Below are 25,562 nucleotides of genomic sequence, written 5' to 3'. Positions count from 1 at the left end.
CGAGCCGGCCTATCGAACAGATGCGCCAGGTTCGTGCGGCAATGCCAACGCCCCCTTGCCCAAAGAAAACCTCGTGCAAGTGGTGAAGGTTCGATCCTTGTAGAAATAGTGATTGAGATCTTCGTAGTCGGAGAGACACAGCACGAGGGAGGCAGCTCCTTGGGCATCGGTTTCTCTGAGCAACGCCACTGAACGAATATGCGAACTCCCCAACTTCCGGAAACCTTCGTCATTCCTGTTCGTGACGGAATAAAGATCTGCACCGTCCATCGTATTTGAGAAAAAATCCTCGTCCGCCCGAGGATGCGTCTTCAGCGTTCCTTGATATCGGGTGACGAGTTCGACGTTTGCATTACCGAAGACAATGCGCTGCCTGCCGAGGACAACCTGCGACAAGCCACGCGGCGTTTCATCTGCATACGTGGCCTGCAGAGGGGTTGCCGACGCCAGTGCCGATAGCGTGTCCCGGGCGTCAGCAGCTACCGCGATATGCGACAGCATGACGAACGCAATGGCGCGATAGTGTGCGTGCTTCATGCTGCCTACCTTACTGGGCGGTCATCAGCATCGCCCGAGACATGGAATTTGAAGGCGAGAATAGCGTGTTGCATCGCCGCCGGCGCAATCCGGATCAGTGCCTGCTGCGCGTGCGCGTTCATCCGCATGCCCGCGTGATCGGGCGACTCCCGACGGGCCGGCAATAGGTCCACGAGATTGGGGAGGAACTGGCGCATCGGGCCATTGAGGACAGGCCGTCTGCTCCGCATCGTTGCCGCTGCGCTGGGCGCAGGAAGATTCGGCAGAATCTGGGGACAGGATTCAGATCGTCCCTGGCGCGCCATGAGGCGCGCACTGCACCCCGATGAAGCGCAGCCCCACCCCCGGCTCGGTGGCGATGTAGCGTGGGGCCACGGCGCTGTCGCCGAGCTTCTGCCGCAGCTTGCCGACCAGGATGCGCAGGTAGTGCGTGTCGTCCTGGTGGGTGGGGCCCCACAGTTCGCGCAGCAGTTGCGGCTGCGTCACCACGCGGCCGCTGTGGCGCAGCAGCAGCGCCAGCAGCGCGTACTCCTTGCGGCTGAGCGGCAGCGCCTCGCCGTCCAGGCGGACCTCGCGCAGGCCCAGGTGGATGTGCAGGTGGCCGTCGTCGAACACCGGCTCGGCCTCGCCGGCCACCGGCTGCATGCGCAGCAGCACGCGGATGCGCGCCATCAGTTCCTGCACGCCGAACGGCTTGGTCACGTAGTCGTTGGCGCCGGCGTCCAGGGCCTGCACCTTCTCGTCCTCGCCGGCGCGCACGGTCAGCATGATCACCGGCACCGACGACCATTGCCGCAGTTCGCGCAGCACGCTGTGCCCGTCCTGGTCGGGCAGGCCGATGTCCAGCACCACCAGTTCGGCGCCGTGCGCGGCCAGTTGCGCCAGGCCGGCGGCGCCGGTGTCGGCCTGCAGCACGCGGTAGCCCTGCGCGCGCAGGCTGATGTCGAGGAAACGGCGGATCTGCGGCTCGTCGTCGATGACCAGCACGCGCGGCGGCGGAATCGGATCGGCGTGGGACTCAGTCGGCATCGGGGCGGGACGGCGGCGCGGCGGGTTCGATGAGCGGCAGGGTAATGCGGATCGTGGTGCCGCGGCCATCGGGGCCCGGCAACGCCTCGACGCTGCCGCCGTGCGCGCCGATCATGCCCTGGCAGATGGTCAGGCCCAGGCCGGTGCCGTGGCGGCCGCGGTCGCCGCGCTCGACGCTGTAGAACATGTCGAAGATGCGCGCGCGCTCGTCCTCGGGAATGCCCGGGCCGCGGTCGCTGATGTCGATGCGCAGGCGACCCTCGACCATGCCCGCGGCGACGCGGATCGCCGCATCCGCCGGCGAGAACTTGGCCGCGTTCTCCAGCACGTTGAAGATCGCCTGCTCGACCAGCGCCGGGTGCACCCACAGCGTCGGCAGCTCGGCAGACAGGGCGATGTCCAGGCGCACCTGCGGCTGGTAGCGCTGCAGGCGCCGCGCGGCCGAGCCGATCAGTTCGTCCACGCCGATCCAGTCGCGATTCAAGGTCAGCCCGGTGTGGCCGAGCCGGGTCATGTCCAGCAGGTTCTGGATGTAGCGGTCCAGGCGCTCGCCTTCCAGTTGGATCGTCTCGAGCAGGCTGCGGCGATCGTCCGCATCCATCGCCTTGCCGTAGCTGGACAGGCTGCTGGCCGCGCCGATCATCGCCGCCAGCGGCGAGCGCAGGTCGTGCGAGACCGAGGACAGCAGGGCCGAGCGCAGCCGCTCGGTCTCGCCGCTGACCCGCGCGCTCTCCAGGTCGGCGACCAGGCGCGTGCGCAGCGCGGCCTGGCCGATGTCCTCCACCATCGCCTCGGCCAGGCGCTGCTGCTCCAGGCCCGGGCGCTGCACGCCGGTGCCGAAGCGCAAGCCGACCACGCCGATGGTGCCGTGCTCGTGGCGCACCGGCAGGAACCACCAGCTCGCGCCGGCCAGCGTATCGGTGAAGCGACCGGTGGCCTGGCCGTGGCGCTGCGCCCAGTCGGCGGCGCTGCGGTCCACCGCGGCCATCGTCGGCGCGTAGTCGTCGGCGCCGTCATGCGCGCGCTCCAGCGGCTGCAGGCGCAGCCAGGCCTCGGCATCGAGGGTGCCGGCGAGCGCACGGCGCCCAGCCTCCAGCACCTGGCCGAGGTCGGCGGCACTGGTCAGTTCGCGGCCCAGCCGCTGCAGCGCGGTGGTCTGCGCGTTGACCGCGCGCAGCGCCAACACCTGCATGCGCAGGCGCGAGGCCAGGCGCCCGGCGACCAGGGCCGCGACCAGGAACAGCAGCACCGTGACCACGCCCTGGCGCGCGCCGATCTGGAAGGTGAAGCGCGGTTCGATGAAGAAGAAGTTGTAGCTGAAGAAGCTCAGCAGCGCCGCCAGCACCGCCGCGGTCATCCGCGTCTTCGATGCCACCATCACCACCGCGACAATGAACACCATCGACAGGTCGTCGATGCCGACCCAACTTTCGGCGATCCAGGCGACCACCACCGCCAGCGCCGACGCCACCGTGGCGAACAGCAGGTCGTCGCGCGACAGCCAGTGCGCGGGGCTGCGCCAGCGCCGCCGCGCCCGCGCGCGTGCTTCCGGCGAACTGATGATCACCAGTTCGTAGTGCGCGCCGCGTTGCAGCAGCTGCTGGGTCAGGGTGCGGTTGATCATGCGCGCCAGCGGGCGCTCGCGGGTGCGGCCCAGCACCAGGGTGGACACGCCGCTGCGCGCGGCATGGTCGAGCAAGGCGTCGGCGACGTTGGCGCCGTGCAGCAGCGCGGCCTCGCCGCCGAGCCGGCGCGCCAGCGCGAAGGCGCGGTCGATCTCCAGTTGCCAGTCGGCATCCGGCTGCGCCTGGGTCTGCACGGTGACCACCGTCCACGGCGCGCCGCGGCGTTCGGCCAGGCGCCGCGCCACCCGTACCAGATAGTCGGACTGGCCGCGCCCGTCGATCGCCACCATCACCGTGCGCCGCAGGGCGACGCTGGTGCGGCCCTGCGCGGCCTGCACGTCGCGCAGGTCGTTGTCGACGCGGTCGGCCGCGGTCTGCATCGCCAGCTCGCGCAGCGCGGCCAGGTTGGACGGCGAGAAGAACGCCTGCAGCGCCTGCCCGGCCTGCTCGGGCAGATACACCTTGCCCTGCTGCAGGCGTTCGATCAGCTCGCGCGGCGGCAGGTCGACCAGCACGATGTCGCGCAGGCGGTCGAAGATCGCATCGGGCACGGTCTCGCTGACGCGCACGCCGGTGATGCGGTGGACGACGTCGTTGAGGCTTTCCAGGTGCTGGATGTTGACCGTGCTGTAGACGTCGATGCCGGCGTCGAGCAGTTCCTGTACGTCCTGCCAGCGCCGCTCGTGACGGCTGCCCGGCGCGTTGCGATGGGCCAGTTCGTCCACCAGCACCAGCGGCGGGCGCAGCGCCAGCAGCGCATCCAGGTCCATCTCGTCCAGGGTGCGGCCGCGATATTCCAGGCGCCGCCGCGGCTGCACGGTGAGGCCTTCCAGCAGCGCCGCGGTCTCGGCGCGTCCGTGGGTCTCGACCACGCCGACCACCAGCTTGCTGCCCTGCTGCTGCAACTGCCGCGCGCGCGAGAGCATCGCGTAGGTCTTGCCGACCCCTGGCGCCGCGCCGAGGAACACGGTCAGGCGCCCGCCGCGCTCGCGCTGCAGTTCGCCGATCAGGGCGTCGGCCTGTTGGGTGCGGGGGTCGGGCATTTGCTGCTGGGAATGGGGAATTGGGAATGGGGAATCGCAAAGCCTACAGCGCGGCGCGCCTTACCGCTTTTGCTCCTTCACATTCCCGATTCCCGTTTCCCCATTCCCGGCATCCAAGGCCAAATTCAGCGCCAGCACGTTCACCCGCGGCTCCCCCAGCACGCCGAACTGGCGCGGCTGGGTCTGCGCGGCGACCAGGGCGGCGACGGTCTGCGGCGGCAGGCCGCGCGCGGCGGCCACGCGCGCCACTTGGATGCGCGCCGCGTCCACGCTGATGTCCGGGTCCATGCCGCTGCCGGACTGGGTGACCAGGTCGTCCGGCACCTGCGCCGGGTCGATGCCCTCGCGTGCGGCCACCGCCTGGCGGGTGGCGTCCAGGCGCTTGCGCAGGTCGGGGTTGCTGCGCGCCTGGTTGCTGCCGGCGGCCGACATCGGGTCGTACTTGGCGCCGGACGGTCGCGGCTGGAAGTAGCCGGCAGCGGCGAACGGCTGCGCCACCAGCGCCGAGCCGACCACCCGGCCATCGTGGCTGCGCAGGCTGCCGTTGGCCTGCTCGGGGAACAGCGCGCCGGCCAGCACGGTGGCCAGCAACGAGTACAGCGCCGCGGACGCGAGCACCAGCAGCGGCAGCACCAGCACCGCGCGCCAGCGCATCGGTTCGCGAAGGGAAACGGAAGACACGGTCATGGAGGTAATTCCGAAGGAGCGTGAGAATCGGCGCCGGGGTCAGCCAAGCGCCACCAGCAGCAGATCGATGGCCTTGATCCCGACGAACGGCAGCAGCACGCCGCCCACGCCGTAGATCAGCATGTTCCGGCGCAGCAGCGAGGTCGCCGAGGACGGGGTGAAGCGCACGCCACGCAGCGCCAGCGGGATCAGCGCCGGGATCACCAGCGCATTGAAGATCAACGCCGCCAGCACCGCGTTGGTCGGGCTGGACAGGCGCATCACGTTCAGCGCGGCCATCTGCGGGATCGAGGCGGCGAACAGCGCCGGCAGGATCGCGAAGTACTTGGACACGTCGTTGGCCAGCGAGAAGGTGGTCAGTGCGCCGCGGGTGATCAGCTGCTGCTTGCCCACTTCCACCACCGCCAGCAGCTTGGCCGGATCCGAATCCAGGTCGACCATGTTGCCGGCCTCCTTGGCCGCCTGGGTGCCGGAGTTCATCGCCAGGCCGACGTCGGCCTGGGCCAGCGCCGGCGCGTCGTTGGTGCCGTCGCCGACCATCGCCACCAGTCGTCCGCCGGCCTGCTCCTGGCGGATGCGCGCCAGCTTGTCCTCGGGCGTGGCCTCGGCGATGTAGTCGTCGACGCCGGCCTCGGCGGCGATGGCCGCGGCGGTGAGCGGGTTGTCGCCGGTGATCATCACCGTCTTGACGCCCATCGCGCGCAGCCGCGCGAACTTCTCGCGCACGCCGTGCTTGACCACGTCCGACAGCTCGACCACGCCCAGCACGTGCCGGCCCTCGGCCACCACCAGCGGCGTGGCGCCGCTGCGCGCGACCTGCTCGACGCGGCTCTTCAGTTCCGCCGGCACCTGCCCGCCCAGCGCGGTGACGTGGCGGATCAACGCATCGGCGGCGCCCTTGCGGATCGAACGCGGCGGCTGCATGCCGTTGGCCGGCAGATCGACACCGGACATGCGCGTCTGCGCGGTGAAGGCGACGAACTCGGCGCCCGCCGGATCGGCCGGCGGCAGGCCCTGTTCGCGCGCCAGGCGCACGATCGACTTGCCTTCCGGGGTCGGGTCGGCCAGCGACGACAGCATCGCCGCCTCGCGCAGCTGCGCCACGTCCACGCCGCTGAGCGCATGGAACACGGTGGCCTGGCGATCGCCGTGGGTGATGGTGCCGGTCTTGTCCAGCAGCAGCACGTCGACGTCGCCGGCCACTTCCACCGCCTTGCCCGACTTGGCCAGCACGTTGGCCGACAGCGCGCGGTTCATGCCGGCGATGCCGATCGCCGGCAGCAACCCGCCGATGGTGGTCGGGATCAGGCACACCAGCAGCGCGATCAGCAGCAGCGGATCCACGTGCACGCCGACGAAGCCGGCGATCGCCGGCAGCGAGGCGACCACGATCAGGAAGGTCAATGTCATCGCCGCCAGCAGCATGGTCAGCGCGATCTCGTTCGGCGTCTTCTGCCGGTTGGCGCCTTCCACCAGCGCGATCATCCGGTCCAGGAAGCTGTGGCCCGGCTCGGCGGTGACCTTCACCAGGATCTCGTCGGACAGCACCTTGGTGCCGCCGATGACGCCGGAGCGGTCGGTGCCGGCCTCGCGCAGCACCGGCGCCGATTCGCCGGTGACCGCAGCCTCGTTGATCGTGGCCAGGCCGTGCACGATCTCGCCATCGGCCGGGATCAGCTCGCCAGCCGACACCACCACCAGGTCGCCCGGGCGCAGTTCGGCGGCGGGCACGCTGGTCTCGCCGTCCAGCCGCACACTGGCGACCCGGCGCGCCACCAGGTCCTTGCGCGCACGCCGCAGCGAGGCGGCCTGGCCGCGGCCGCGGGCCTCGGCCACCGCCTCGGCGAAGTTGCCGAACAGCACGGTGACCAGCAGGATCGCGGTCACCGCCCAGCCGAAGCCGGCCGGGCCCTGGCCGGACACGGTGATCAGCGCCGACAGCAGCGTGCCGGCGAACACCACGGCCATCACCGGGCTGCCCAGCAGGTGCCTTGGCGACAGCTTCAGCACGCTATCGCGCAGCGCCGCACGCAGCGCGGCGGCGTCGAACAGCCCGGGCCGGCGCGCCGGTGCGGAGGCCACGGAAGAAGATTGGTGCGGGGTGCTCATCGTCGTCGTCTCAGTGCGCGGCCAGGGTCAGGTGATCGGCGATCGGTCCCAACACCAAAGCCGGCGTGAATTGCAGAACGGTCAGGATCGCGATGACCGCGATCAGGGTCAGCGCGAAGGTCGGGGTTTCCACCTGCAGGCTGCCGCCGGTTTCCGGCGCCACCCGCTTGCGCGCCAGTTGCGCGGCCACGATCAGCGGCACGATCAGCGCCGGATAGCGGCCCAGCAGCAGCACCGCGGCACAGCTCAGGTTCCACCACGGAATGCCGTCGCCCAGTCCCTCGAACCCGGACCCGTTGTTGGCGAACGCCGAGGTGTACTCGTAGAACACCTGGCTGATGCCGTGGAAACCGGGATTGGAGGTCGCCGAGATCGAGGCCGGCAGGGCAAGGGTGATCGCGGTGAAGCCAAGCAGCACCAGCGGCTGCAACAGGATCAGCAGCGCCAGCAGGCGCACTTCCGGCGCCTCGATCTTGCGCCCGAACAGTTCCGGGGTGCGCCCGGTCATCAGGCCGGCCAGGAACACGCTCAGCAGCAGGTACACCAGGAACTGCTGCAGGCCGCAACCGATGCCGCCCCAGATCGCGTTGATCAGCATGTTGATCATCGCCACGCCGCCGGTCAGCGGCGCCAGCGAATCGTGCATGGCGTTGACCGAGCCGTTGGAGGTCTGCGTGGTCAGCGACGACCAGGCCGCCGAGGCATCGACGCCGAAGCGCACCTCCTTGCCTTCCATCAGCGCGGCACTGCCGGGCGCGTGGCCTTCGGCCCACAGCGACACCGCGGTGGACGCCAGCGACATCACCAGCATGCTGCCGAACACCAGCGCGGTGAACTTTCGGCGCCCGGTGAACGGGCCGACCATGAACGCCACCGCCACAGGGATCAGCACGATGCCCAGCATCTCCAGCAGGTTGGAGAACGGCGTGGGATTTTCCAGCGCCATCGCGCTGTTGGGGCCGTACCAGCCACCGCCGTTGGTGCCGAGCTGCTTGATCGCCACCATCGCCGCGACCGGGCCGAGCGGGATCTTCTGCGTCTGCTGGCCGGCGCTGGCGTCCAGCGGCGTGGCGACCGGACCGGCCGCCAGGGTCGAGGGCACGCCCTGCTGGGTCAGCAGCAGCGTCCACAGCAGGCACAGCGGCAGCAGGAAGCGCAGGGTCGGACGGATCACGTCGGCCCAGTAGTTGCCGAGATCGACCTCCTGCGCCGTCTCGCCGCCAGTCGCGGCCGCCTTGCGCGCCGCATCCTGGCCACGCCCACCGAACAGGCCGCGCAGCGTCGCCGCGACCAGCGCCAGGCCCATCATCGGGGTGATGAACTGCAGGCCGACCACGCCCACCGCCTGCGACAGGTACGACAGCTGCGCCTGGCCCGAGTAGTGCTGCTGATTGGTGTTGGTCAGAAACGAGACCATGGTGTGCAAGGCCACGTCCCAGCGCATGTTGGGCACCGCATCCGGATTGAACGGCAGCCAGGCCTGGGTCACGAACAGCACGAACACCAGCGCGCCCAGCACCAGGTTGCTGGCCAGGAACGCGCCGGCATAGGTGCGCCAGTGCATACCGCGCGCCGGATCGGTGCCGAGCAGGCGGTACAGCGGGCGTTCGATCCAGCCGAACAGCGCGTCGCCGCGCATCGGCGCCCCGCGCATCACCTTGGCCAGGTACAGGCCCAGCGGCCATCCCAGCAGCAGCGCGAGCGCATAGACAAGCAATGTATCGATCATGGAAGTGGCACTCGGCTCAGAAATCTTCGGGGCGCAGGATCACGTACAGCAGGTAACCGGCCGCGACGATCACCGCCACGCCGCAAACGAACGAAAGCCAACCGCTCATGGTCTCAACTCCGAAACAAAGGGACGGCCCGCCGCAGGGCAGGCCGCAATCGTGTGGGAACACCGCCGGACGCGGCATGCGCACGGAGGCAGAAGGGAAGCGCAACATGGCCACGCACGCCGGGTCGGACAGGCCTTCTGGCCCAGGCCGGCATTATCGAAGCCGCCGCCATAAACTCTCCGTGGCGAAGGCGCGCGGCACGCATAAATTCTGCGTAAAACCGCGCGACGCAGGCGCGTGCGCCACGTCTGCCGGCGCCGCGCCGCCGCCTGCACGGCAGCGCGCGACGACCTCAGTAATGCAGGATCGCGTCGATCAGCGCCGTCGCCTGATGGTTGCGGCGCCCGCCGTCGTAGGCGGGGAAATCGTAGGCATGCTCGTAGCGCAGCTCCGGGCGGATCTCCAGGTCCTGCGACACCCAGTGGGTGAGGCCGATGGTGTGGCTGGAGTAGCGCGTGGCGAAACCGGTGCGCTGGCCGTCGTGGTCGTTCACGAACTCGTTGCGGATCGCCAGCATGTCCGACGCGCCGAGCTGGATGTTGACGTAGTTGACGATGGCGTCGGCAGTGCTGCGCCCCAGCGGGAAGTCCGGCGCCTCGCCCAGCGCATAGCCCGGGCGCCCGGTCGGCGCGTGCGACTGCGACGGATCGGTGGCCAGCGCCTGGTCGCGCACGTAGATGTGGTAGGCCTCGGTGAGCATGTGCACCTTCGGCGAGAAGCGGTGGCCCCAGGTGAGCACGAATTCCTGCAGGTTGTTGTAGGTCTGCGCGGCGTTGTTGTACGACTCCACGCACGGATACAGCATGTCGTCGTTGCTCTTGGAGACCCAGCGCAGGCAGGCCTGCGCGCTCAGGCGGCTGGTCGCGTCCCAGATCGCCGAATCGTCGCCGCCATGCACGCCGAGCTGCAGCGTCCACTGGTCGTTGAGCTTGGTGGTGGTGAGGATGCCCATGTTGGTATAGGCATCGACCGTGTACAGGATCGAATGGGTCAACAGGTAGTTGTTCGGCGAGAACTGCGCCTCGATGTCCGGCAGCGACAGGTAGCGGCCGACCGTGACCAGCATGCCCTGCGCCACCGACGGCAGGTACAGGTCCACGTGCGCGATCATCGGATCGTTGCCGTAGATCTTGCCGTTGAGCGCGCTGTTGGGCTGCGGGTGGTGCAGCAACTGGTCGCTGGTGACGCCCTTCATCGTGGTGTAGTGATAGTCGTAGCCGTACAGGTCGTCGAGGTGGAAGCCCCAGTCGACATGGTCGGTCTGCACCGTGTCCGGCACGCGCTGCAGGCGGATCAGCGCCTGGTTGAACTCGCCGCGGTTGGGCCGCGTGGAGTAGGACAGCGGATAGTTGCTGCGCGAGGACGTGCTGGCGTTGAGCGAGGGATTGATCCAACCGTACAGCTCGATGCGATTGCGCTGCATCCACTGCCCCACGCGCGTGCACGCCAGCGCCTTCTCGACCGGGTACTGTGCGTTCTCGTTGGGCACGCCGACCGGATAGTCCACCGCGCCGAGCTGCCATTCGGCCGACGGGAACGGCGGCGAGGAGAACGGCGCCGCCAGGCCGCGGCGCGCCGGCGTCGGCGCATCGGGATCGGCCGGTTGCGCATCCTCGCGATAGGCCGAGGCCAGGCGCGAGAAGAAGCCATTGGAACAATCTGCGCTGCGTGCCAGCGGCACGGGGGCGGGCTCCGACGCCGGCATCGCCTCCGACACGGGCGCAGCCAGGCCCACGGCGGCGGCATCGCCGGCGTACAGCACGGCCAGGGACAGGAACAGGGGATGGAACTTCATGGACATCGCGACGTCGGCTCGCAACGAGCCGTCCTTCGTTGGGTGGAGGGGGCAACGACGGCGCGCCGCCTCACGCGCACGCGCCATCGCAGGCGATACGCCGGTTAACGCATCGCGGGGAGGGAGTTGGAATGCAGCGCCGCGGTGGCGGCGGCGTTATGTCGTCAACGCGCGTGCAGTGAACGCGCGCGGCCGTGTGGCGGCGGATGTTGCAGCGCGCTGCGGCAGCCATCGTGGCGTGGCGGCGCAGGTGGCATGGCCGCCACGCGGACGCGGACGGCACGCCGTTGCGTCTGCGGCACGCGGCGCCTGCAGGCGATCGGTGCGGCCTGCGACACGCTCAAGATTGCAGCCATCGATTCCACGCAAGCATCCCCGTCGTCAGCGCGGAAAGTATAGGAATCGCCGGATATCTTCGTTGCAAAGCGCAGGCGGGTTCGAATAAAAGCTGCGTAAATTCGTGTGCTGTGCTGGCGTGGTGTGCGCGCTGCTGTGGCGATGCGTGGTGCCGTACCCTCATCCGCCCCTGCGGGGCACCTTCTCCCGGTGGGAGAAGGGAGAAGCCAAAGCCCCTCTCCCATCGGGAGAGGGGTTAGGGTGAGGGTCCGGAGCGCGAAGCGCTGCGCTGATCCAACTACACGAGGCTGCGCCCGTACCCTCATCCGCCCCTGTGGGGCACCTTCTCCCGGTGGGAGAAGGGAGAAGCTCAAAGCCCCTCTCCCATCGGGAGAGGGGTTGGGGTGAGGGTCCGGCGCGCGAAGCGCTGCGCTGATCCAACTACACGAGGCTGCGCCCGTACCCTCATCCGCCCCTGCGGCGCACCTTCTCCCAATGGGAGAAGGGAAACGCCAAGTACCTCAGTGCAACGGCACACTCAAGAACGACGGCGTCGCCGTCGGCGAGCTGAAGCTCACGGTGCCGCCGAAGCGGCTGGCCGAGGTGTAGCGCGGATCGGTGGTGTCCACCACCAGCACCAGGCGGCGGCCGGCCGGGATCTCGACCGCGGTCGCCTGCAGCGCCAGGTCGAGCGTCACCGGTGTGCCCGGGGTCGCGTTGCGCAGGGTGTACGGCACATGGCTCAGCAATTGCGCCGAACCCGTGCCGTCCATGCTGTACAGATAAGCGAACAACGACACGTTGGACTGGCTCGGGGTCACCGTCAGCCGCAGCGAGGGCGCGCCGGCCAGGCGCTTGTCGCTGGACAGCACCGGGCCGCTCCACACCGCGGCGCCGGCGCGGCTGACCAGCGGGATCGAGGTGGTCACCGGCTGGCCGAGACCCTGCAGCAGGCCGCTCACCATCACCACGCCGGAATCGGCCAGGGTCGGCACGCCGGTGGCGATGCGGTAGTTCCAGCCGCTGCTGTTGCCGCTGGTCAGCGATCCGGTCGGCAACAACAGGCCGCTGGGGCCGGTCAGGCCGTAGCGGGTGGCGCCGGCCTGTACGCTGTTCCAGTCGGCATAACTGAGCCAGGTGCCGCCGAGGGTCGACAGCTGCACCGGCGCTTCACGGTCCACGCCGTTGTCGCGGCCTTTCAGGTAGCGGTCGAACCAGCGCGTGGCCTCGGTATACACCTGGTTCGGCAGGCCCAGCGCGCCCGGCAGTTCGGCGGTGGCGTGGTCGCCCTGGCTGAACATCAGATGTTTGGGCACGCTGAGCCGGTTGTAGAGGTTGATGTACTGGTTCGGCGGGAACAGGCCGTCGTTGAACGCATTGGCCATCAGCACCGCCGGGCCGTTGCGGTTGAGCGCCTGCACCTCGTTGATCACTCCGCGTTCGGCCGCCTTGGGCAGGAAGCCCTGCACCGCGCCGTCGTAGTCGCCCACCGCCACGTGCGCGGTGATCCGCGCCAGGTCCGGACCGGGCCGGCCGGTGGCGACCCCGGCGGCAACCAGCAGTCCCACGCCCTGTTGGCTCACGGTGCTGTTGGCGTACAGCGAGGCCTGCAGATCGGCCCAGCCGCTGAGCGCGGCCACCGCCTTGATCCGCGGGTCGCGCGCGGCGGCGAGCAGGCTGGTGCCGGCGCCGTAGGAGATACCCGAGACACCGATCGCCTTGGCGTCGGCCGGGGTGTTGGCCAGCGCCCAGTCGATCACTGCGCTGACGTCCTCCACCGTCGGTGCCCCGGCGATGTCGATCAGCCCCTGCGAATCCCAGAAGCCGCGCGAGGTGTAGCTGACCACCACGTAGCCGTCGTTGGCCAGTTCGCTGGCGCGGCCCACGTATTCCAGGTTGGGCAGCGACCAGCTGGCCGGCATCACCACCAGCGGGAATGGCCCCGGGCCCTGCCCTTGCGGCACCAGGACGAGCGCGCCGAGCTTGGTGCCATCGAAACTGGAAATGCTCTGGTACTGCTTGGAGAAGCCGGCCGCAGCCGCGGCGGCGGAGAACACCAGCAACATCGCGCCAAGGGCGATGCGACGTGACACGGACATGCGCATGGACTGCCTCCCAAGCGGCGCCGGACCGGGATGGCCGGCTGCCGGAACGGTACTGCCAGAACGATGACAAGGGCTCGACACGGGGCCGGGCAGGCGGACCGTACCACCGGGTACGGGCGATATTCACGCCGCAGTGCGGCACAGTATGGAAGGACCTTGGCGGGCGGCCCAAACGTGCTGGCGCCGCGGCCGGTGGCCGGCACACGCTCAGGCCACGCGGCTCAGCTCAAAAAGTGCTGGTAGCCGCTGCGCGGCGGCTGCCACCGCTGGCCGTCGGCATCGCGCACCGCGATGCCATTGCCGGCGACGATGCGCCCGATCGGCGTCGCCGTGACCCCGACCGCCTGCAGCGCCTGCCCGATCGCCGCGCGCTGCGCCGGGTCGGCGGTGAAGCACAGTTCGTAGTCGTCGCCACCGCCCAGCTGCCAGGCGTGCACCTGCGCAGGGTCCGCGTCGGCCGGGGCGGCGACCGCCGGCAGCGCGGCCAGCTCCAGTTCGGCGCCGACGCCGCTGCGCGCGCAGATGTGCTCCAGGTCGGCCAGCAGACCGTCGGAGACGTCCACGCAGGCCCGCGCCAGGCCACGCAGGCGCAGGCCCACCTGCACCCGCGGCGTCGGCCGCAGCAGGCGTTGGCGCAGGCGTTCGTGCACGGGATCGGCGGCGGGCGCGGTCACGTCGAGGCGCCCGGCCTGCCACAGCGCCAGCGCCGCGGCCGCCTCGCCCGGCTGGCCGGTCACCCAGACCTCGTCGCCCGGCTGCGCGGCATCGCGGCGCAGCGCCATCGTCGCCGGCACGCTGCCGATTGCCGTGACCGACAAGGCCAGCGGCCCGCGCGTGGTGTCGCCGCCGGCCAGGCCGATGCCGTGCGCATCGGCCAGGGCGAAGAAGCCCTCGGCGAACGCATCGACCCAGGCCATGTCGACCTGCGGCAGCGACAGCGACAAGGTGCACCAGCGTGGCTGCGCCCCCATCGCCGCCAGGTCCGACAGATTCACCGCCAGCGTCTTCCAGCCGATGTCGGCGGCCGCGGTTTCGACCGGGAAATGCACCCCGGCGTTGAGCGTATCGGTGGTGATCGCCAGCAACTCCCCCGGCGGCGGCAGCAGCAAGGCCGCATCGTCACCGATGCCCAGCGGCAGGTCGTCCCGCGCCCGGCTGCGCGCGCGCAGGCGCTCGATCAGATCGAATTCGGGCATGGGGGGCTGGGAATCGGGAATGGGGAGTCGGGAATGGGAAAAGCAGGAGCAACAACCGGCGCGCCGGCGATCTCGGAGGGGACGGCAGTTGCTTTTGCCATTCCCCATTCCCTTTTCCCCATTCCCAGCCCCTCAGCCCCCCGACTCCACCGCGCGCCATTCCAGCGCGGCGCGGTCCAGGACGCCGTTGACGTAGGTGTGGCCGTGCTCGGAGCCGAAGCGCTTGGCGGTCTCGATGGCTTCGTTGATCACCACGCGGTACGGCACGTCCATGCGGTGCAGCAGTTCGTAGGCGGCCAGGCGCAGTACCGCGCGTTCGATCGCGTCCACTTCCTCGACCGTGCGGTCCAGGTAGCCGACCAGCGCTGCGTCCAGTTCGGCGCGGTGCTTGAGCACGCCTTCGACCAGGTTCTCGAAGTACACCAGGTCGGCGATCTCGTGCGCCTGCTCGTGCGCGAACTGCGCGATCACGTGCTGGGCGTTGCCGCCGGAGATCTGCCAGGCGTAGATCGCCTGCAGCGCACGCCGGCGCGCGCGCGAACGCAGGACCGGATCCACGCCGTCGCGACGTGGGTGGTGCTTGTGGCCAGCGGGTTTGTTCACGGCAGCAGCTCCAGCAGGTTGACCATCTCCAGCGCGCTCAGCGCCGCTTCCTCGCCCTTGTTGCCATGGCTGCCGCCGGCGCGCGCCTCGGCGTCCTCGACCTGCTCCACGGCGAGCACACCGTTGAGCACCGGGATGCGGAAGTCCAGCGACACCCGCAGCAGGCCCTCGGCGCAGCCGTCGGCGACATGTTCGTAGTGGCGGGTGTCGCCGCGGATCACGCAACCCAGCGCGATGATCGCGGCATGCTTGCCGGCCGCGGCCAGGCGGGCGGCGACCAGCGGCAACTCCCACGCGCCCGGCACCCGGATCACGTCCACCGCGTCATCGGCGATGCCGTTGCCGGCCAGGCTCTGCCGCGCACCGGCGACCAGCACGTCGGTGATACGGGCGTTCCAGCGGCTGGCGATGATCGCGAAACGCGCCGACTCGGGAGTGCGGAGGTCGCCTTCGTAGTGGGACATGGCGGTGGCAGCTTGAGGGGGTGGGAGAGTTTAACAGCCGGGACCCGGGACCCGGGGTCCGGCAGAAGCAAACGAGGTCGCGCGCCGGGATCAGGCTTTTCCGGGTCCCGGGTCCCGGGTCCCGATTCCCGGCTCCACATGCTCCACCACCTCCAGCCCGAACCCGGCCAGGCCGATCTGCCGGCGCGGCGTGCCGAGCACGCGCAGCTTGCCCAGGCCCAGGTCGGCCAGGATCTGGCTGCCGGCGCCGTTGCGCCGCCACTGGCCCACGTCCTTGCCGTGCGCCGCCTCCGGCTGTGCGCGCAGCCGCGCCAGCAGCGCCTCGCTGTCGCGCGGCGCCGACAGCACCACCATCACCCCGCGCTCGGCGGCGGCGATCGCGCGCAGGGCGTCGCTGGCGGCCACGCCGAAGTCGTCGCGGCGCCAGTGCAGCAGGTCGGCCAGCGGGTTCTCCACCTGCACCCGCACCAGGGTCGGGGTGTCGGCGTCCGGGGTGCCGCGGACCAGCGCGAAGTGCAGGTCGTGGGCGATGCGGTCGCGGTAGGTGACCAGGGTGAAGCCGCCGAACTCGGTCTCGATCGGGCGCTCGTCGATGCGCTCGACGGTGTGCTCGGTGGCCAGGCGGTAGGCGATCAGGTCGGCGATCGAACCCATCTTCAGGCCGTGGGTGCGGGCGAACGCTTCCAGTTGCGGACGCCGCGCCATGCTGCCGTCGGGATTGAGCACTTCCACCAGCACGCCGGCCGGCTCCAGCCCCGCCAGCATCGGCAGGTCGCTGGCGGCCTCTGTGTGGCCGGCACGGGTCAGCACCCCGCCCGGCTGGGCGATCAGCGGGAAGATGTGGCCGGGCTGGCTGAGGTCGTGCGGCTTGGCGTCCGGCTTGACCGCGGTGCGCACGGTGTGGGCGCGGTCGTAGGCGGAGATGCCGGTGGTGACGCCCTCGGCGGCCTCGATGCTGACGGTGAAGTTGGTATGGAACTGCGCGGTGTTGCGCTGGACCATCGGCGCCAGGCCCAGTTGCGCGCAGCGCTCGCGGGTCAGCGACAGGCACACCAGGCCGCGCGCGTGGGTGACCATGAAATTGATGTCCGAGGGCTTGACCAGCTCGGCGGCCATGATCAGGTCGCCCTCGTTCTCGCGGTCCTCGTCGTCGACGATGACCACCATGCGGCCGGCACGGAGTTCTTCCAGCAGCTCGGGAACGGAGGCGAAATTCAGGCTCGGGGTAACGGAAGGCGACATGCGGGGACTCGCGGAAAGACGGAAGGTGCCGCGCGCGCCGCAGGCAGCGGCGCAGCGTGGCGGAGAGGCAGAAGGCCGGACGCGGCCAGGATCAGTCCTGGCGGCCCTGCAACAGGCGTTCGACGTAGCGCGCGACCAGGTCGATCTCCAGGTTCACCGCCGCGCCGACGGCGGTCTGCGCGAACGCGGTGTGCGCCACGGTGTGCGGAATCAGCGCGACCTCGAAGCCTTCGGCGTCGACTTCATTGACGGTGAGGCTGACCCCGTCCACGCAGATCGAGCCCTTCTTGGCGATGTAGCGCAGCAGCGACGCCGGCGCGGCGAAACGCCAGCGCTGCGCGCGCGCATCGTCGTGAATCGACAGCACCTCGCCGAGGCCGTCGACATGGCCGCTGACCAGGTGCCCGCCGAGGCGGTCGCTGGGGCGCATCGCCCGCTCCAGGTTCAGTGTCGCGCCCTCGGCCAGGCGGCCGAGCGTGGTCAGCGCCAGGGTCTCGGTGGAGGCGTCGGCCTGGAACGAGGCCGCGTCGAAGGCGATCACGGTCAGGCACACGCCATTGACCGCGATGCTCTCGCCCAGGCGCACGTCGGCGAACGGCAGGCTGCCGGTGGCGAAGGTGAAGCGGAGATCGCCGCCCTGCGGCTGGCGTGAGGCGAGGTGGCCGACGCCTTCGATGATTCCGGTGAACATAGCTACGTTTCTCGCAATGGGGTGAGCGAAAAACGCCACAAGGCAAACAGGCACGCGCACAGCCGCAAGGCTGCGCGAAGGCCGTCTTCTTTCATCCGGACTATACCGTCGGCTCCGGCATCGCACCGGATCTGCTGACCTTCCCGATTCGGCGCGTCGCGCCTGCGCCGGGAAGCGCTCGCGGGCTCGTGCGCGAACGCACCTACCGCCGGTGGGGAATCGCACCCCGCCCTGAAGACGTTTGTGGTCGCCGGCGAACCGGCTCGGGCATTCTAGCAGGCGCGGTCAGGCGAGCCTGATCCGCACTGTCGATCATCACAGGACACTGCATCACGCAGCGTGCCTGCTCCCAATACAGTAATGTGAAATATTTGTTAAGATGCGCAAGGCGACAGCGACGTCGCCCGTGTCCGCCCTGCAACGGGGCACCGACACTGTCATTCATTCGGAGAGCACCACCATGCGCAACACCCTGATCCTGGCTGCCCTGTTGGCGGCCGCACCCTTTGCTGCGTCGGCCGAGGGCCTGAGCTATACCTATGTCGAAACCGGCTACTCGCGCCTTGACCCGAAATCGGACGCCCTCGATGGCGCCTATGTGCGCGGCTCCGTCGCCATTGCGCCCCAGGTTTTCGTGTTCGGCGGCTACACCCGCGTTACCGACACCCGGTACTACTCGATCTTCGACAACGGCAGCCACGACCTGACCGAAAAGTACATCGCCAGCGATTCGGAGATCGGCATCGGCTACCACATGGAATTCACCGAGAAACTGGACTTCGTCGCCGATGCGGCCTTCCAGCGCAGCCAGCTCGAACTCAAGTCGAATTTCCTCGGCGACCGCTCTACGACCAAGGATCATGCCAACATCGGACAGGTCACTGCCGGCGTTCGCGGCAAGCCGTCGGCACGCACCGAAGCCTGGATCAAGGGCGGCTACTTCGACGGCAACGCGATGAAGCAGGGCAAGTTCGTCGGTGTACTTGGCGGCCAGGTCAACGTCACCCGGACTTGGGGTCTGGTGACGGAGTTCCGGTTCGTCGAACACAGCAACCAGGGCTGGCTGGGCGTGCGCGCGAGCTTCTGAGCGCGAAACAGCTCCATCAAGAAAGGTCCCGAGCGGGACCTTTCTTTTTTCGCTCGACTACCGGTAATACATCGTCGTCGATCGTAGGGAACGGCAGGCCACCGTGGCCGGCACCGTCCTTGTCAGGCATCCACAGCCGCCGGCCGCAGCAGCAGGCGCAGGTCGTCGCCGAGCTGGCGCACGTCCTGCAATTGCAGCGGTACCCGCTGCGCCATGGTCTCGATGCCGAGCCCGGCCAGCAGCGGACGCGCGGTATCGCCCAATAGGAGCGGCGCCATGTACACCAGCACCTCGTCGACCAGGCCGGCGCGCAGCAGTGCACCACCCAACGTCGCCCCGGCCTCGACCTGGACCTCGTTGATGCCGCGCTCGCCGAGCAGGCGCAGCGCCGCGTGCAGGTCGCAGCGGCCGTCGTGCAGCGGCACCGCGACGAACGCGGCATGATCCAGCGCCGGCGGCATGCAGTCCGGCGCATGCACGTACAGGGTCGGCGCACTGCCGTCGCGGACCTTGACCTGCGCCAGGCTGCGCAGTCGCGCGTCCAGCACCACGCGCAGCGGCGGCTCCACTTCGGTCGCCGCATCCAGGCGCACGGTCAGCGCCGGGTCGTCGGCCAGCACGGTGCCGGCGCTGGTAAGGATGGCGCCGGCGCGGGCGCGCCAGTGCTGCACGTCCTGGCGCGCCGCCGCGCCGGTGATCCATTTCGATTCGCCGCTGGCCAGGGCGGTGCGTCCGTCCAGGCTGGCGCCGAGCTTGATCCGCAACCAAGGCCGGCCGCGCTCGACCCGCGACAGGAAACCGCGGTTGAGCGCGCGCGCCTGCGTGTCCATCAGGCCCGCCTGCACCGCGATGCCAGCCTCTCGCAGCAGTGCGAAGCCGCCGCCGTTGACCTGCGGGAACGGGTCGGCCATCGCCGCCACCACCCGCGCCACGCCGGCCTCGATCAGCGCCAGCGCGCACGGCGGGGTGCGGCCGTAGTGCGCGCACGGCTCCAGGGTCACGTAGGCGGTGGCGCCGCGGGCGCGTTCGCCGGCGGCGCGCAGCGCGAACACCTCGGCGTGCGGCCCGCCGGCGCGCTGGTGGAATCCCTCACCCACCACGACACCGTCGCGCACGATCACGCAGCCGACCATCGGGTTGGGTCGTGTGGTGTAGGCGCCGCGCTCGGCCAGGCGCAGGGCCTGCGCCATCCAGCGATGGTCGTCGGCGGAGAAGCCGGGGACGGCGTCGGCGCTCATGCGGATGCGGTAGCAGCGCTGACGTCGCGGCGCATCACCACGATCTGCAGCAGCCCCAGCGGCAGGTCGGCATGGCGCTGCCAGCCCAGGCGCTCGTAGAACGGCACCAGCACCGGTTCGCAGTACAGGTACAGCCACTGCACGCCGAAGCGCGCGGCAGCCTGCACGCAGTGCGCGACCAAAGCGGCGCCGACGCCGGCACCGCGCGCCTGCGGCCGCACGTACAGCGTCGCCAGCCACGGCGAAAACTGGCGGATGCGCGCGTCGTCGTTCTGCAGCAGGCTGACCGAGCCCAGCCAGTCCTCGCCGTCCAGGGCGATCCAGCTGGTGGGGATGCGGCGTTCGTCGCGGTGGCTGCGCAGGTCGGCCGCGGCCTCGACCACGTTCCACTCCGGCAGCAGCGGGCCGAACGCCTGCAGATGCTCCTGCGCCAGCGCGGGAATGTGCTGCGCGGCCTCGGCCAGACAGACGATGCGCATGCGCTCAGCGCTTGCCGGTCTTGTCGCCCGGCTTGGCCGCGCGCACCAGGTCCAGCAGCGGCAGCTGCTCGCTGCCCACCGGCAACTCGCGCTCGAGCTTCTCGATCTCCTCGCGGAAATCGGCCACGTCCTGGAAGCTGCGGTACACCGAGGCGAAGCGCACGTAGCCGACGTGGTCGAGCTTGCGCAGCTCGGCCATCACGTACTCGCCGACCCGGATCGAGGGCAGTTCGCGCTCGCCGGACATGCGCAACTGGTGCACCACCGCACGCACCGCCGCCTCGATCTGCTCCTCGGCCACCGGCCGCTTCTGCAGCGCGCGATCGAAGCTGGTGCGCAGCTTGCGCGCATCGAACGCCTCGCGGCCGCCGTCGCTCTTGATCACCGTCGGCAGCTTGAGTTCGATCGTCTCCAGCGTGCTGAAGCGCTCGCCGCAGGCCTCGCACTCGCGACGCCGGCGGATCGTCGCGCCGTCCTCGGACACGCGCGAATCGATCACCCGGGTATCGGTGTGCTGGCAGAAGGGGCAGTGCATTCAGGGCGCCGGGAATGGGGAAACGGGAATGGGGAATGGGAACGTCAACAGCGCAAGCGTAGCGCTTCTGACCATTCCCGATTCTCCATTCTCCATTCCCGCCTCAGCCATATAGGTGCCGGGAGTGGGGAAACGGGAATGGGGAATGGGAACGCCAAAGGCGCCAGCTAGCACTTTCAAACATTCCCGATTCTCCATTCCCCATTCCCGTTTTTCAGCCATACACCGGATACTTGCGGCACTGCGCGGTCACCGCGTCGCGCACGCGCGCCAGCACGGTGTCGTCGGCCGGGGCGTCGAGCACGTCGGCGATCCAGTTGGCCAGGTCGACGCAATCCTGTTCCTGGTAGCCGCGGGTGGTGATCGCCGGGGTGCCCAGGCGCAGGCCCGAGGTCACGAACGGCGAGCGCGGGTCGTTGGGCACCGAGTTCTTGTTGACGGTGATGTGGGCCTTGCCCAGCGCCGCTTCCGCGTCCTTGCCGGAGACGTCGCGGCCGATCATGTCCACCAGCATCAGGTGGTTCTCGGTGCCGCCGGAGACGATCTTGTAGCCGCGCGCGATCAGGGTCTTGGCCATGGCCTGGGCGTTCTTCACCACCTGCTGCTGGTAGCGGGTGAATTCCGGCTCCAGCGCTTCCTTGAACGCCACCGCCTTGGCGGCGATCACGTGCATCAGCGGGCCGCCCTGGATGCCGGGGAACACGATCGACTGCAGCTTCTTGGACAGATCCTCGAGCTTGTCGCCGGCGCCGGCGGCACTGGCGACGATGATGCCGCCACGCGGGCCGCGCAGGGTCTTGTGGGTGGTGGAGGTGACCACGTGCGCGTGCGGCAGCGGGGTCGGATAGACACCGGCGGCGACCAGGCCGGCCACGTGCGCCATGTCCACGAAGAAGTAAGCACCGACCTTGTCGGCGATGGCGCGGAAGCGCGCCCAGTCGATCACCTGCGAGTAGGCGGAGAAGCCCGCCACCACCATCTTCGGCTTGTGCTCCACGGCCAGGCGCTCGACTTCGTCGTAGTCGATCAGGCCCTGGTCGTCGACGCCGTACTGCACGGCGTTGAACAGCTTGCCGGAGGCGTTGACCTTGGCGCCGTGGGTCAGGTGGCCACCGTGCGCCAGCGACATGCCGAGGATGGTGTCGCCCGGCTGCAGCAGCGCGAAGTACACCGCCTGGTTGGCCTGCGAGCCGCTGTGCGGCTGCACGTTGGCGTAGTCGGCGCCGAACAGTTGCTTGACCCGGTCGATGGCCAGCTGCTCGGCGACGTCGACGAATTCGCAACCGCCGTAGTAGCGCTTGCCCGGATAGCCTTCGGCGTACTTGTTGGTCAGCTGGCTGCCTTGCGCTTCCATGACCAGCGGGCTGCAGTAGTTCTCGCTGGCGATCAGCTCGACGTGGTCTTCCTGGCGGCCGGCTTCGGCGGCGATGGCGCGGGCCAGGTCGGGATCGTAGGTTTCGATGCGGGCGTCGCGCGGGAACATCGGGTCTCCGGGGGCATGGACAGAAGGCAGACGACTAGTTTAAGCCCCGCGCGCGGCCGAGGGCGAACCAAAACGCAGACGGCCTCCCGAAGGAGGCCGTCAGGCAGTGCTGCGGTGGTGCTCAGCGGCCGCTGAGCACCAGGTCGGCGATGATGCCGGTGGCGATGGCAACCAGCAGCAGGTTGCCGGTGTCGTCGCGCACCCAGCGGTAGCCGTACGGCGGGCGCCGGACCTGATAACGGTCGTAGTCGTAGACCACGTAGTTCGGGCCGTAGTAGCGCTGGCCGCGCGCCCAGCGCGGCGGACCCGGGCGGTAGTAGACGACGTCCGGGCCGTTGCGATAGCCGTCGCGGTAGCCGCGGTCGTAGGCGCGACGGGCGTCGCGGCGGTCGCGCTCACGGTCGCGCCAGTAGCGTTCGCGATCGGCGTCGCGGTAGCCGCGGTCGTACCAGCCATGATCGCGCGGACCCGGTCCCGGCGGCGGGGGCGGCGGCCCCGGAGGACCCGGCGGGCCCCAGCCCGGACCGGGACCCGGGCCGCCCGGACCCCAGGCGAACGCGGGTGGCGCCATGAAACCCAGCGCCAGCGCGGACGAGAGGGCGATTGTGGCAATGCGTTTCATGTTCATGGCAACTCCGTCACGTGGTGTGGCGGTTGCATTTAGGCCGTTTTCGTCTGAACCGTCTCCTGCTGGAATCGGTTACGTATTCAGCTTCATGGATCGGGCTGGGAAAGCGTTCATCCAGCGGCATTTCCGGCCTGCGCGTGCAGGCGCAACAGCGCCGCCTGCGCCGTGTCATCGGCTGGCAAATAGACCACCAGACGGTTGCCGTTGCGCGGCGCCGACCACCAGTTGACCTGCTGCAGGCGCAGCTCGCCTTCCTGCGGATGACGGAAGCGCTTGAGCTGATTCTCCACGCCGCGCACCTCGCGCCGCTGCCGCCACAGCGCATCGAACTCGGGAGAGGCCGCGCGGTAGCGCGCCAGCAGCGCCTCCCATTCCGGCTCGCCCAGGTGTTCGGCCATCGCCGCGCGCAGCAACGCCACCATGTGCTGCAGCACCTCCTGGCGATCGAGCAATGCGTCGCGCCAGCGCGGATTGGTGAAGGCCTGATAGACGCAGTTGCGGTCGGCGTCCGCCAGGTCGGCCAGGGTCACGCCCATCAGCCGCTCGAAGGCCGGGTTGGCGCCGAGGATGTCGAAGCGCGGGGTCTGCAGCATCGCCGGCCACGGGCCGAGCTGGTCCAGCAGCATGCGCGCGGTGCCGGTCAGGCGTTGGCACGGCGGCGGCGCCAGGGCCGTGGTCTCGCCCACCCCGGCCAGCGCCAGCACGTGCGCGGTCTCCACCTCCGAACACTGCAGGGCGCGGGCGATGGCGGTCAGCACGCGCGCCGAGGCGCGGACCGGGCGCCCCTGTTCCAGCCAGGTGTACCAGGTCACGCCGACATCGGCGAGCAAGGCCACTTCCTCGCGGCGCAGGCCGGGGGTACGGCGCCTGCCGCCGCGCGGCAGCGCCAGCCGCGCCGGGTCCAGGCTCTCGCGGCGGGCGCGCAGGAAGGCGCCCAGCGCGCGGGCACGCTCGCTGGCCAGGGCCGGGCCCGACGCAGCAGGCGCGACCGCCCGCTCCGGCCTGGAGGTGGAATGCGCGAGGTCCGGTTGCATCGTCTTCTCCACTTTTGCTGTCCGCCGGTGCCCGACGACGCCACGTCGACAGGCGGCGCAGGCGTGTCTGTCACGCCGCAGGAGACGGCGCCCGACGCGACCGTCCGAGATCAGGGAGGCAGCGCCAGTACCAGGATAAATGAGTCCTTGTACCAGTTTATCGACTCACCATACTGCGCGCCATGACCACGCCCTCCCCCGCCTCCGCCATGCCCGCCACCACCCCCACCCTGAGCCACCGCGGCCTCGGCATCCTGCTGATCGGGCAGATGCTGCCGCTGATCGATTTCTCCATCCTCAATGTCGCGCTTGGCTCGATCGCCCACACGCTGCACGCGTCGGCGACCCAGCTGGAGCTGATCGTGGCCGTCTACGGCGTCGCCTTCGCGGTGGGCCTGGCGGCGGGCGGCCGGCTCGGCGACAACCTCGGCCGGCGCCGCGTGTTCGGTGCCGGCGTGCTGCTGTTCGGCCTGGCCTCGTTGCTGTGCGGGGTGGCCGGTTCGGTCCCGGCCCTGCTGGCCGGCCGCATCCTGCAGGGACTGGGGGCGGCGCTGGCGGTACCGCAGATTCTGGCCACCATCCACGTCAGCCTGCACGGCAAGGCGCACGCCCGGGCATTGGCGCTGTACGGCTCGCTGGGCGGCATCGCCTTCGTCATCGGCCAGGTGCTGGGCGGCTCGCTGGTCAGCGCGGACATCGCCGGATCCGGCTGGCGCAGCGTGTTTCTGATCAACCTGCCGTTCTGCTTGCTGGCGCTGGCCTGCCTGCGCGCCGTGCCGGAGACCCGCGCGGCACGGCGGATGCCGCCCGACCTGGCCGGCGCCGGGCTGCTGGGGCTGTTCCTGGCCTGCCTGCTGCTGCCATTGGCGCTGGGCCCTGCCCTGCACTGGCCGCCGGCGTGCCTGGCGGTGCTGGCGGCCTGCCTGCCGCTGCTGGCGGCGCTGACCCGGGTCGAACTGTGGCAGGAACGCCGCGGACGGACGCCGCTACTGCCGCCGGCCTTGCTGCGGCTGCCCAGCGTGCGCTTCGCGCTGCTGGTGGGCGGGGTGTTCTTCACCTGCTGGAGCGGTTTCATGTTCGTGCTGGCGCTGACCCTGCAGACCGGCGCCGGCCTCTCGCCGCTGCAGTCCGGCAATGCGTTCATCGTGCTGGGCGCGGCCTACTTCGCCTCCGCGCTGGTCAGCGCCCGCGTGGCGGCGCGCTGCGGCCCGCTGCCGACGCTGCTGCTGGGCTGCCTGGTGCAGATGCTGGGCCTGCTGGCGCTGGGCTGGACGCTGCACGCCGTGTGGCCGCATCCGGGCGCGGGCAACCTGGCCCCGGCGACCGCACTGATCGGCGCCGGCCAGGCCTGGATCGTGGCCAGCTTCTACCGCATCGGCCTGTCGCAGGTGCCCACCGACCACGCAGGCGCGGGCAGCGCCATGCTCTCCACCATCCTGCAGGCGGCGATGGGCCTGGGCCCGGCAGCGCTCGGCGCGATCTACGCCCACGCCCGCGGTGGCGGCAGCCTGGCCGCGATGCAGGCGGCGCTGCACAGCGAGTGGCTGGCGATGCTGGTGCTGGTGATCTGCGCACTGTTCTATCTGCGCCGGCAGCGCCGCGCGGGGGAAACGGCGACGGCACCGAGCGCAGCGCTGCCGCCGATCGCCGAGTAGGCCGCGCGGCACCGCCCGCGCGTCTGCCGCCGCCACCGTGCGGCCACGAATGCCGGCGGCCGTCCGGCTATAATCCGCCATCCCTTTCGACGCCCTCCGGCCGCCGGCCGGCGGGCGCCCTGC

The 25,562-nt window shown here is 70.0% G+C and carries 23 protein-coding genes and 1 riboswitch; of the genes, 2 read left to right on the top strand and 21 right to left on the bottom strand.

All coding sequences use genetic code 11. The features are described 5' to 3' along the window. Positions 1-9: 9 nt before the first annotated feature. From SLW52_RS01250 to SLW52_RS01180, 15 genes are all read right to left on the bottom strand, one after another. The gene (locus SLW52_RS01250) at positions 10-537 is read right to left on the bottom strand and encodes a hypothetical protein (protein ID WP_152235538.1); all 528 of its coding nucleotides are present in this window, start codon (positions 535-537) and stop codon (positions 10-12) included. Between the two features lie 5 nt (positions 538-542). Next, positions 543-734 carry a hypothetical protein gene (locus SLW52_RS01245; protein WP_152235537.1) on the bottom strand — a complete coding sequence of 64 codons (192 nt, stop codon included), beginning with the start codon at positions 732-734 and terminating at the stop codon, positions 543-545. An 85-nt stretch (positions 735-819) separates the two neighbouring features. After that, complete coding sequence (locus SLW52_RS01240; protein ID WP_152235536.1) at positions 820-1,566, bottom strand: response regulator transcription factor; 747 nt, start codon at positions 1,564-1,566, stop codon at positions 820-822. Then, positions 1,556-4,234, bottom strand: a complete 2,679-nt coding sequence (locus tag SLW52_RS01235; RefSeq protein ID WP_320739611.1) for a sensor histidine kinase KdpD — start codon at positions 4,232-4,234, stop codon at positions 1,556-1,558. Before SLW52_RS01235 ends, SLW52_RS01240 begins: the two co-directional genes overlap by 11 nt. A gap of 60 nt (positions 4,235-4,294) precedes the next feature. Continuing rightward, positions 4,295-4,888, bottom strand: a complete 594-nt coding sequence (gene kdpC / locus SLW52_RS01230; protein WP_320739735.1) for a potassium-transporting ATPase subunit KdpC — start codon at positions 4,886-4,888, stop codon at positions 4,295-4,297. Positions 4,889-4,960: 72 nt separating this feature from the next. Continuing rightward, the gene (gene kdpB, locus SLW52_RS01225; protein ID WP_320739612.1) at positions 4,961-7,030 is read right to left on the bottom strand and encodes a potassium-transporting ATPase subunit KdpB; all 2,070 of its coding nucleotides are present in this window, start codon (positions 7,028-7,030) and stop codon (positions 4,961-4,963) included. A 10-nt stretch (positions 7,031-7,040) separates the two neighbouring features. Next, on the bottom strand, positions 7,041-8,759 hold the full coding sequence (gene kdpA / locus SLW52_RS01220; RefSeq protein WP_320739613.1) for a potassium-transporting ATPase subunit KdpA: 1,719 nt from the start codon (positions 8,757-8,759) through the stop codon (positions 7,041-7,043). Positions 8,760-8,775: 16 nt separating this feature from the next. Beyond that, on the bottom strand, positions 8,776-8,868 hold the full coding sequence (locus SLW52_RS01215) for a potassium-transporting ATPase subunit F (protein WP_010341961.1): 93 nt from the start codon (positions 8,866-8,868) through the stop codon (positions 8,776-8,778). 292 nt (positions 8,869-9,160) lie between these two features. Then, a complete protein-coding gene (locus tag SLW52_RS01210; protein ID WP_318526791.1) occupies positions 9,161-10,669 on the bottom strand; it encodes an outer membrane beta-barrel protein in 1,509 nt (502 codons plus the stop codon). 851 nt (positions 10,670-11,520) lie between these two features. After that, positions 11,521-13,092 carry a CocE/NonD family hydrolase gene (locus tag SLW52_RS01205; RefSeq protein ID WP_267100049.1) on the bottom strand — a complete coding sequence of 524 codons (1,572 nt, stop codon included), beginning with the start codon at positions 13,090-13,092 and terminating at the stop codon, positions 11,521-11,523. A gap of 233 nt (positions 13,093-13,325) precedes the next feature. Beyond that, positions 13,326-14,300, bottom strand: coding sequence for a thiamine-phosphate kinase (gene thiL, locus SLW52_RS01200; RefSeq protein WP_152235821.1), 975 nt, complete (start codon positions 14,298-14,300; stop codon positions 13,326-13,328). A 132-nt stretch (positions 14,301-14,432) separates the two neighbouring features. Next, complete coding sequence (nusB, locus tag SLW52_RS01195; RefSeq protein WP_017910046.1) at positions 14,433-14,903, bottom strand: transcription antitermination factor NusB; 471 nt, start codon at positions 14,901-14,903, stop codon at positions 14,433-14,435. Then, on the bottom strand, positions 14,900-15,367 hold the full coding sequence (gene ribH, locus SLW52_RS01190; RefSeq protein ID WP_017910047.1) for a 6,7-dimethyl-8-ribityllumazine synthase: 468 nt from the start codon (positions 15,365-15,367) through the stop codon (positions 14,900-14,902). The genes nusB and ribH overlap by 4 nt, the downstream gene beginning before the upstream one ends. Before the next feature lie 90 nt (positions 15,368-15,457). Beyond that, on the bottom strand, positions 15,458-16,585 hold the full coding sequence (ribB, locus tag SLW52_RS01185) for a 3,4-dihydroxy-2-butanone-4-phosphate synthase (RefSeq protein ID WP_152237119.1): 1,128 nt from the start codon (positions 16,583-16,585) through the stop codon (positions 15,458-15,460). A 115-nt stretch (positions 16,586-16,700) separates the two neighbouring features. Then, positions 16,701-17,300 carry a riboflavin synthase gene (locus SLW52_RS01180; protein WP_295926603.1) on the bottom strand — a complete coding sequence of 200 codons (600 nt, stop codon included), beginning with the start codon at positions 17,298-17,300 and terminating at the stop codon, positions 16,701-16,703. A 79-nt stretch (positions 17,301-17,379) separates the two neighbouring features. Continuing rightward, positions 17,380-17,543, bottom strand: a riboswitch (FMN riboswitch). 217 nt (positions 17,544-17,760) lie between these two features. On the opposite strand from SLW52_RS01180, the gene SLW52_RS01175 reads away from it, so the two are divergent. Then, entirely contained in the window at positions 17,761-18,387 is a 627-nt protein-coding gene (locus SLW52_RS01175; protein ID WP_267097148.1) for a hypothetical protein, read from the top strand. A 122-nt stretch (positions 18,388-18,509) separates the two neighbouring features. On the opposite strand, the gene ribD is transcribed toward SLW52_RS01175, so the two are convergent. The 6 genes from ribD to SLW52_RS01145 all read right to left on the bottom strand — a co-directional run bounded on the left by ribD (position 18,510) and on the right by SLW52_RS01145 (position 23,784). Next, the gene (gene ribD, locus SLW52_RS01170) at positions 18,510-19,625 is read right to left on the bottom strand and encodes a bifunctional diaminohydroxyphosphoribosylaminopyrimidine deaminase/5-amino-6-(5-phosphoribosylamino)uracil reductase RibD (protein ID WP_320739615.1); all 1,116 of its coding nucleotides are present in this window, start codon (positions 19,623-19,625) and stop codon (positions 18,510-18,512) included. Continuing rightward, on the bottom strand, positions 19,622-20,104 hold the full coding sequence (locus SLW52_RS01165; protein WP_320739616.1) for a GNAT family N-acetyltransferase: 483 nt from the start codon (positions 20,102-20,104) through the stop codon (positions 19,622-19,624). The genes ribD and SLW52_RS01165 overlap by 4 nt, the downstream gene beginning before the upstream one ends. A 4-nt stretch (positions 20,105-20,108) precedes the next feature. Beyond that, positions 20,109-20,639 carry a transcriptional regulator NrdR gene (nrdR, locus tag SLW52_RS01160; protein ID WP_010340907.1) on the bottom strand — a complete coding sequence of 177 codons (531 nt, stop codon included), beginning with the start codon at positions 20,637-20,639 and terminating at the stop codon, positions 20,109-20,111. 214 nt (positions 20,640-20,853) lie between these two features. Further along, entirely contained in the window at positions 20,854-22,122 is a 1,269-nt protein-coding gene (glyA, locus tag SLW52_RS01155) for a serine hydroxymethyltransferase (RefSeq protein WP_017912204.1), read from the bottom strand. 121 nt (positions 22,123-22,243) lie between these two features. Beyond that, entirely contained in the window at positions 22,244-22,750 is a 507-nt protein-coding gene (locus SLW52_RS01150) for an RcnB family protein (protein ID WP_152237113.1), read from the bottom strand. Between the two features lie 110 nt (positions 22,751-22,860). Beyond that, positions 22,861-23,784, bottom strand: a complete 924-nt coding sequence (locus SLW52_RS01145) for a helix-turn-helix transcriptional regulator (protein WP_295912409.1) — start codon at positions 23,782-23,784, stop codon at positions 22,861-22,863. 182 nt (positions 23,785-23,966) lie between these two features. On the opposite strand from SLW52_RS01145, the gene SLW52_RS01140 reads away from it, so the two are divergent. Then, the gene (locus SLW52_RS01140) at positions 23,967-25,439 is read left to right on the top strand and encodes an MFS transporter (protein WP_267085421.1); all 1,473 of its coding nucleotides are present in this window, start codon (positions 23,967-23,969) and stop codon (positions 25,437-25,439) included. Positions 25,440-25,562: the final 123 nt, after the last annotated feature.

Origin of the sequence: Xanthomonas sp. LF02-5 (assembly GCF_034105325.1) — a bacterium.
Taxonomy (GTDB): Bacteria; Pseudomonadota; Gammaproteobacteria; order Xanthomonadales; family Xanthomonadaceae; genus Xanthomonas_A; species Xanthomonas_A sontii.
The sequence above is the reverse complement of the archived record's forward strand: the minus strand, read 5'-3'. Positions and strand labels throughout refer to the sequence as shown.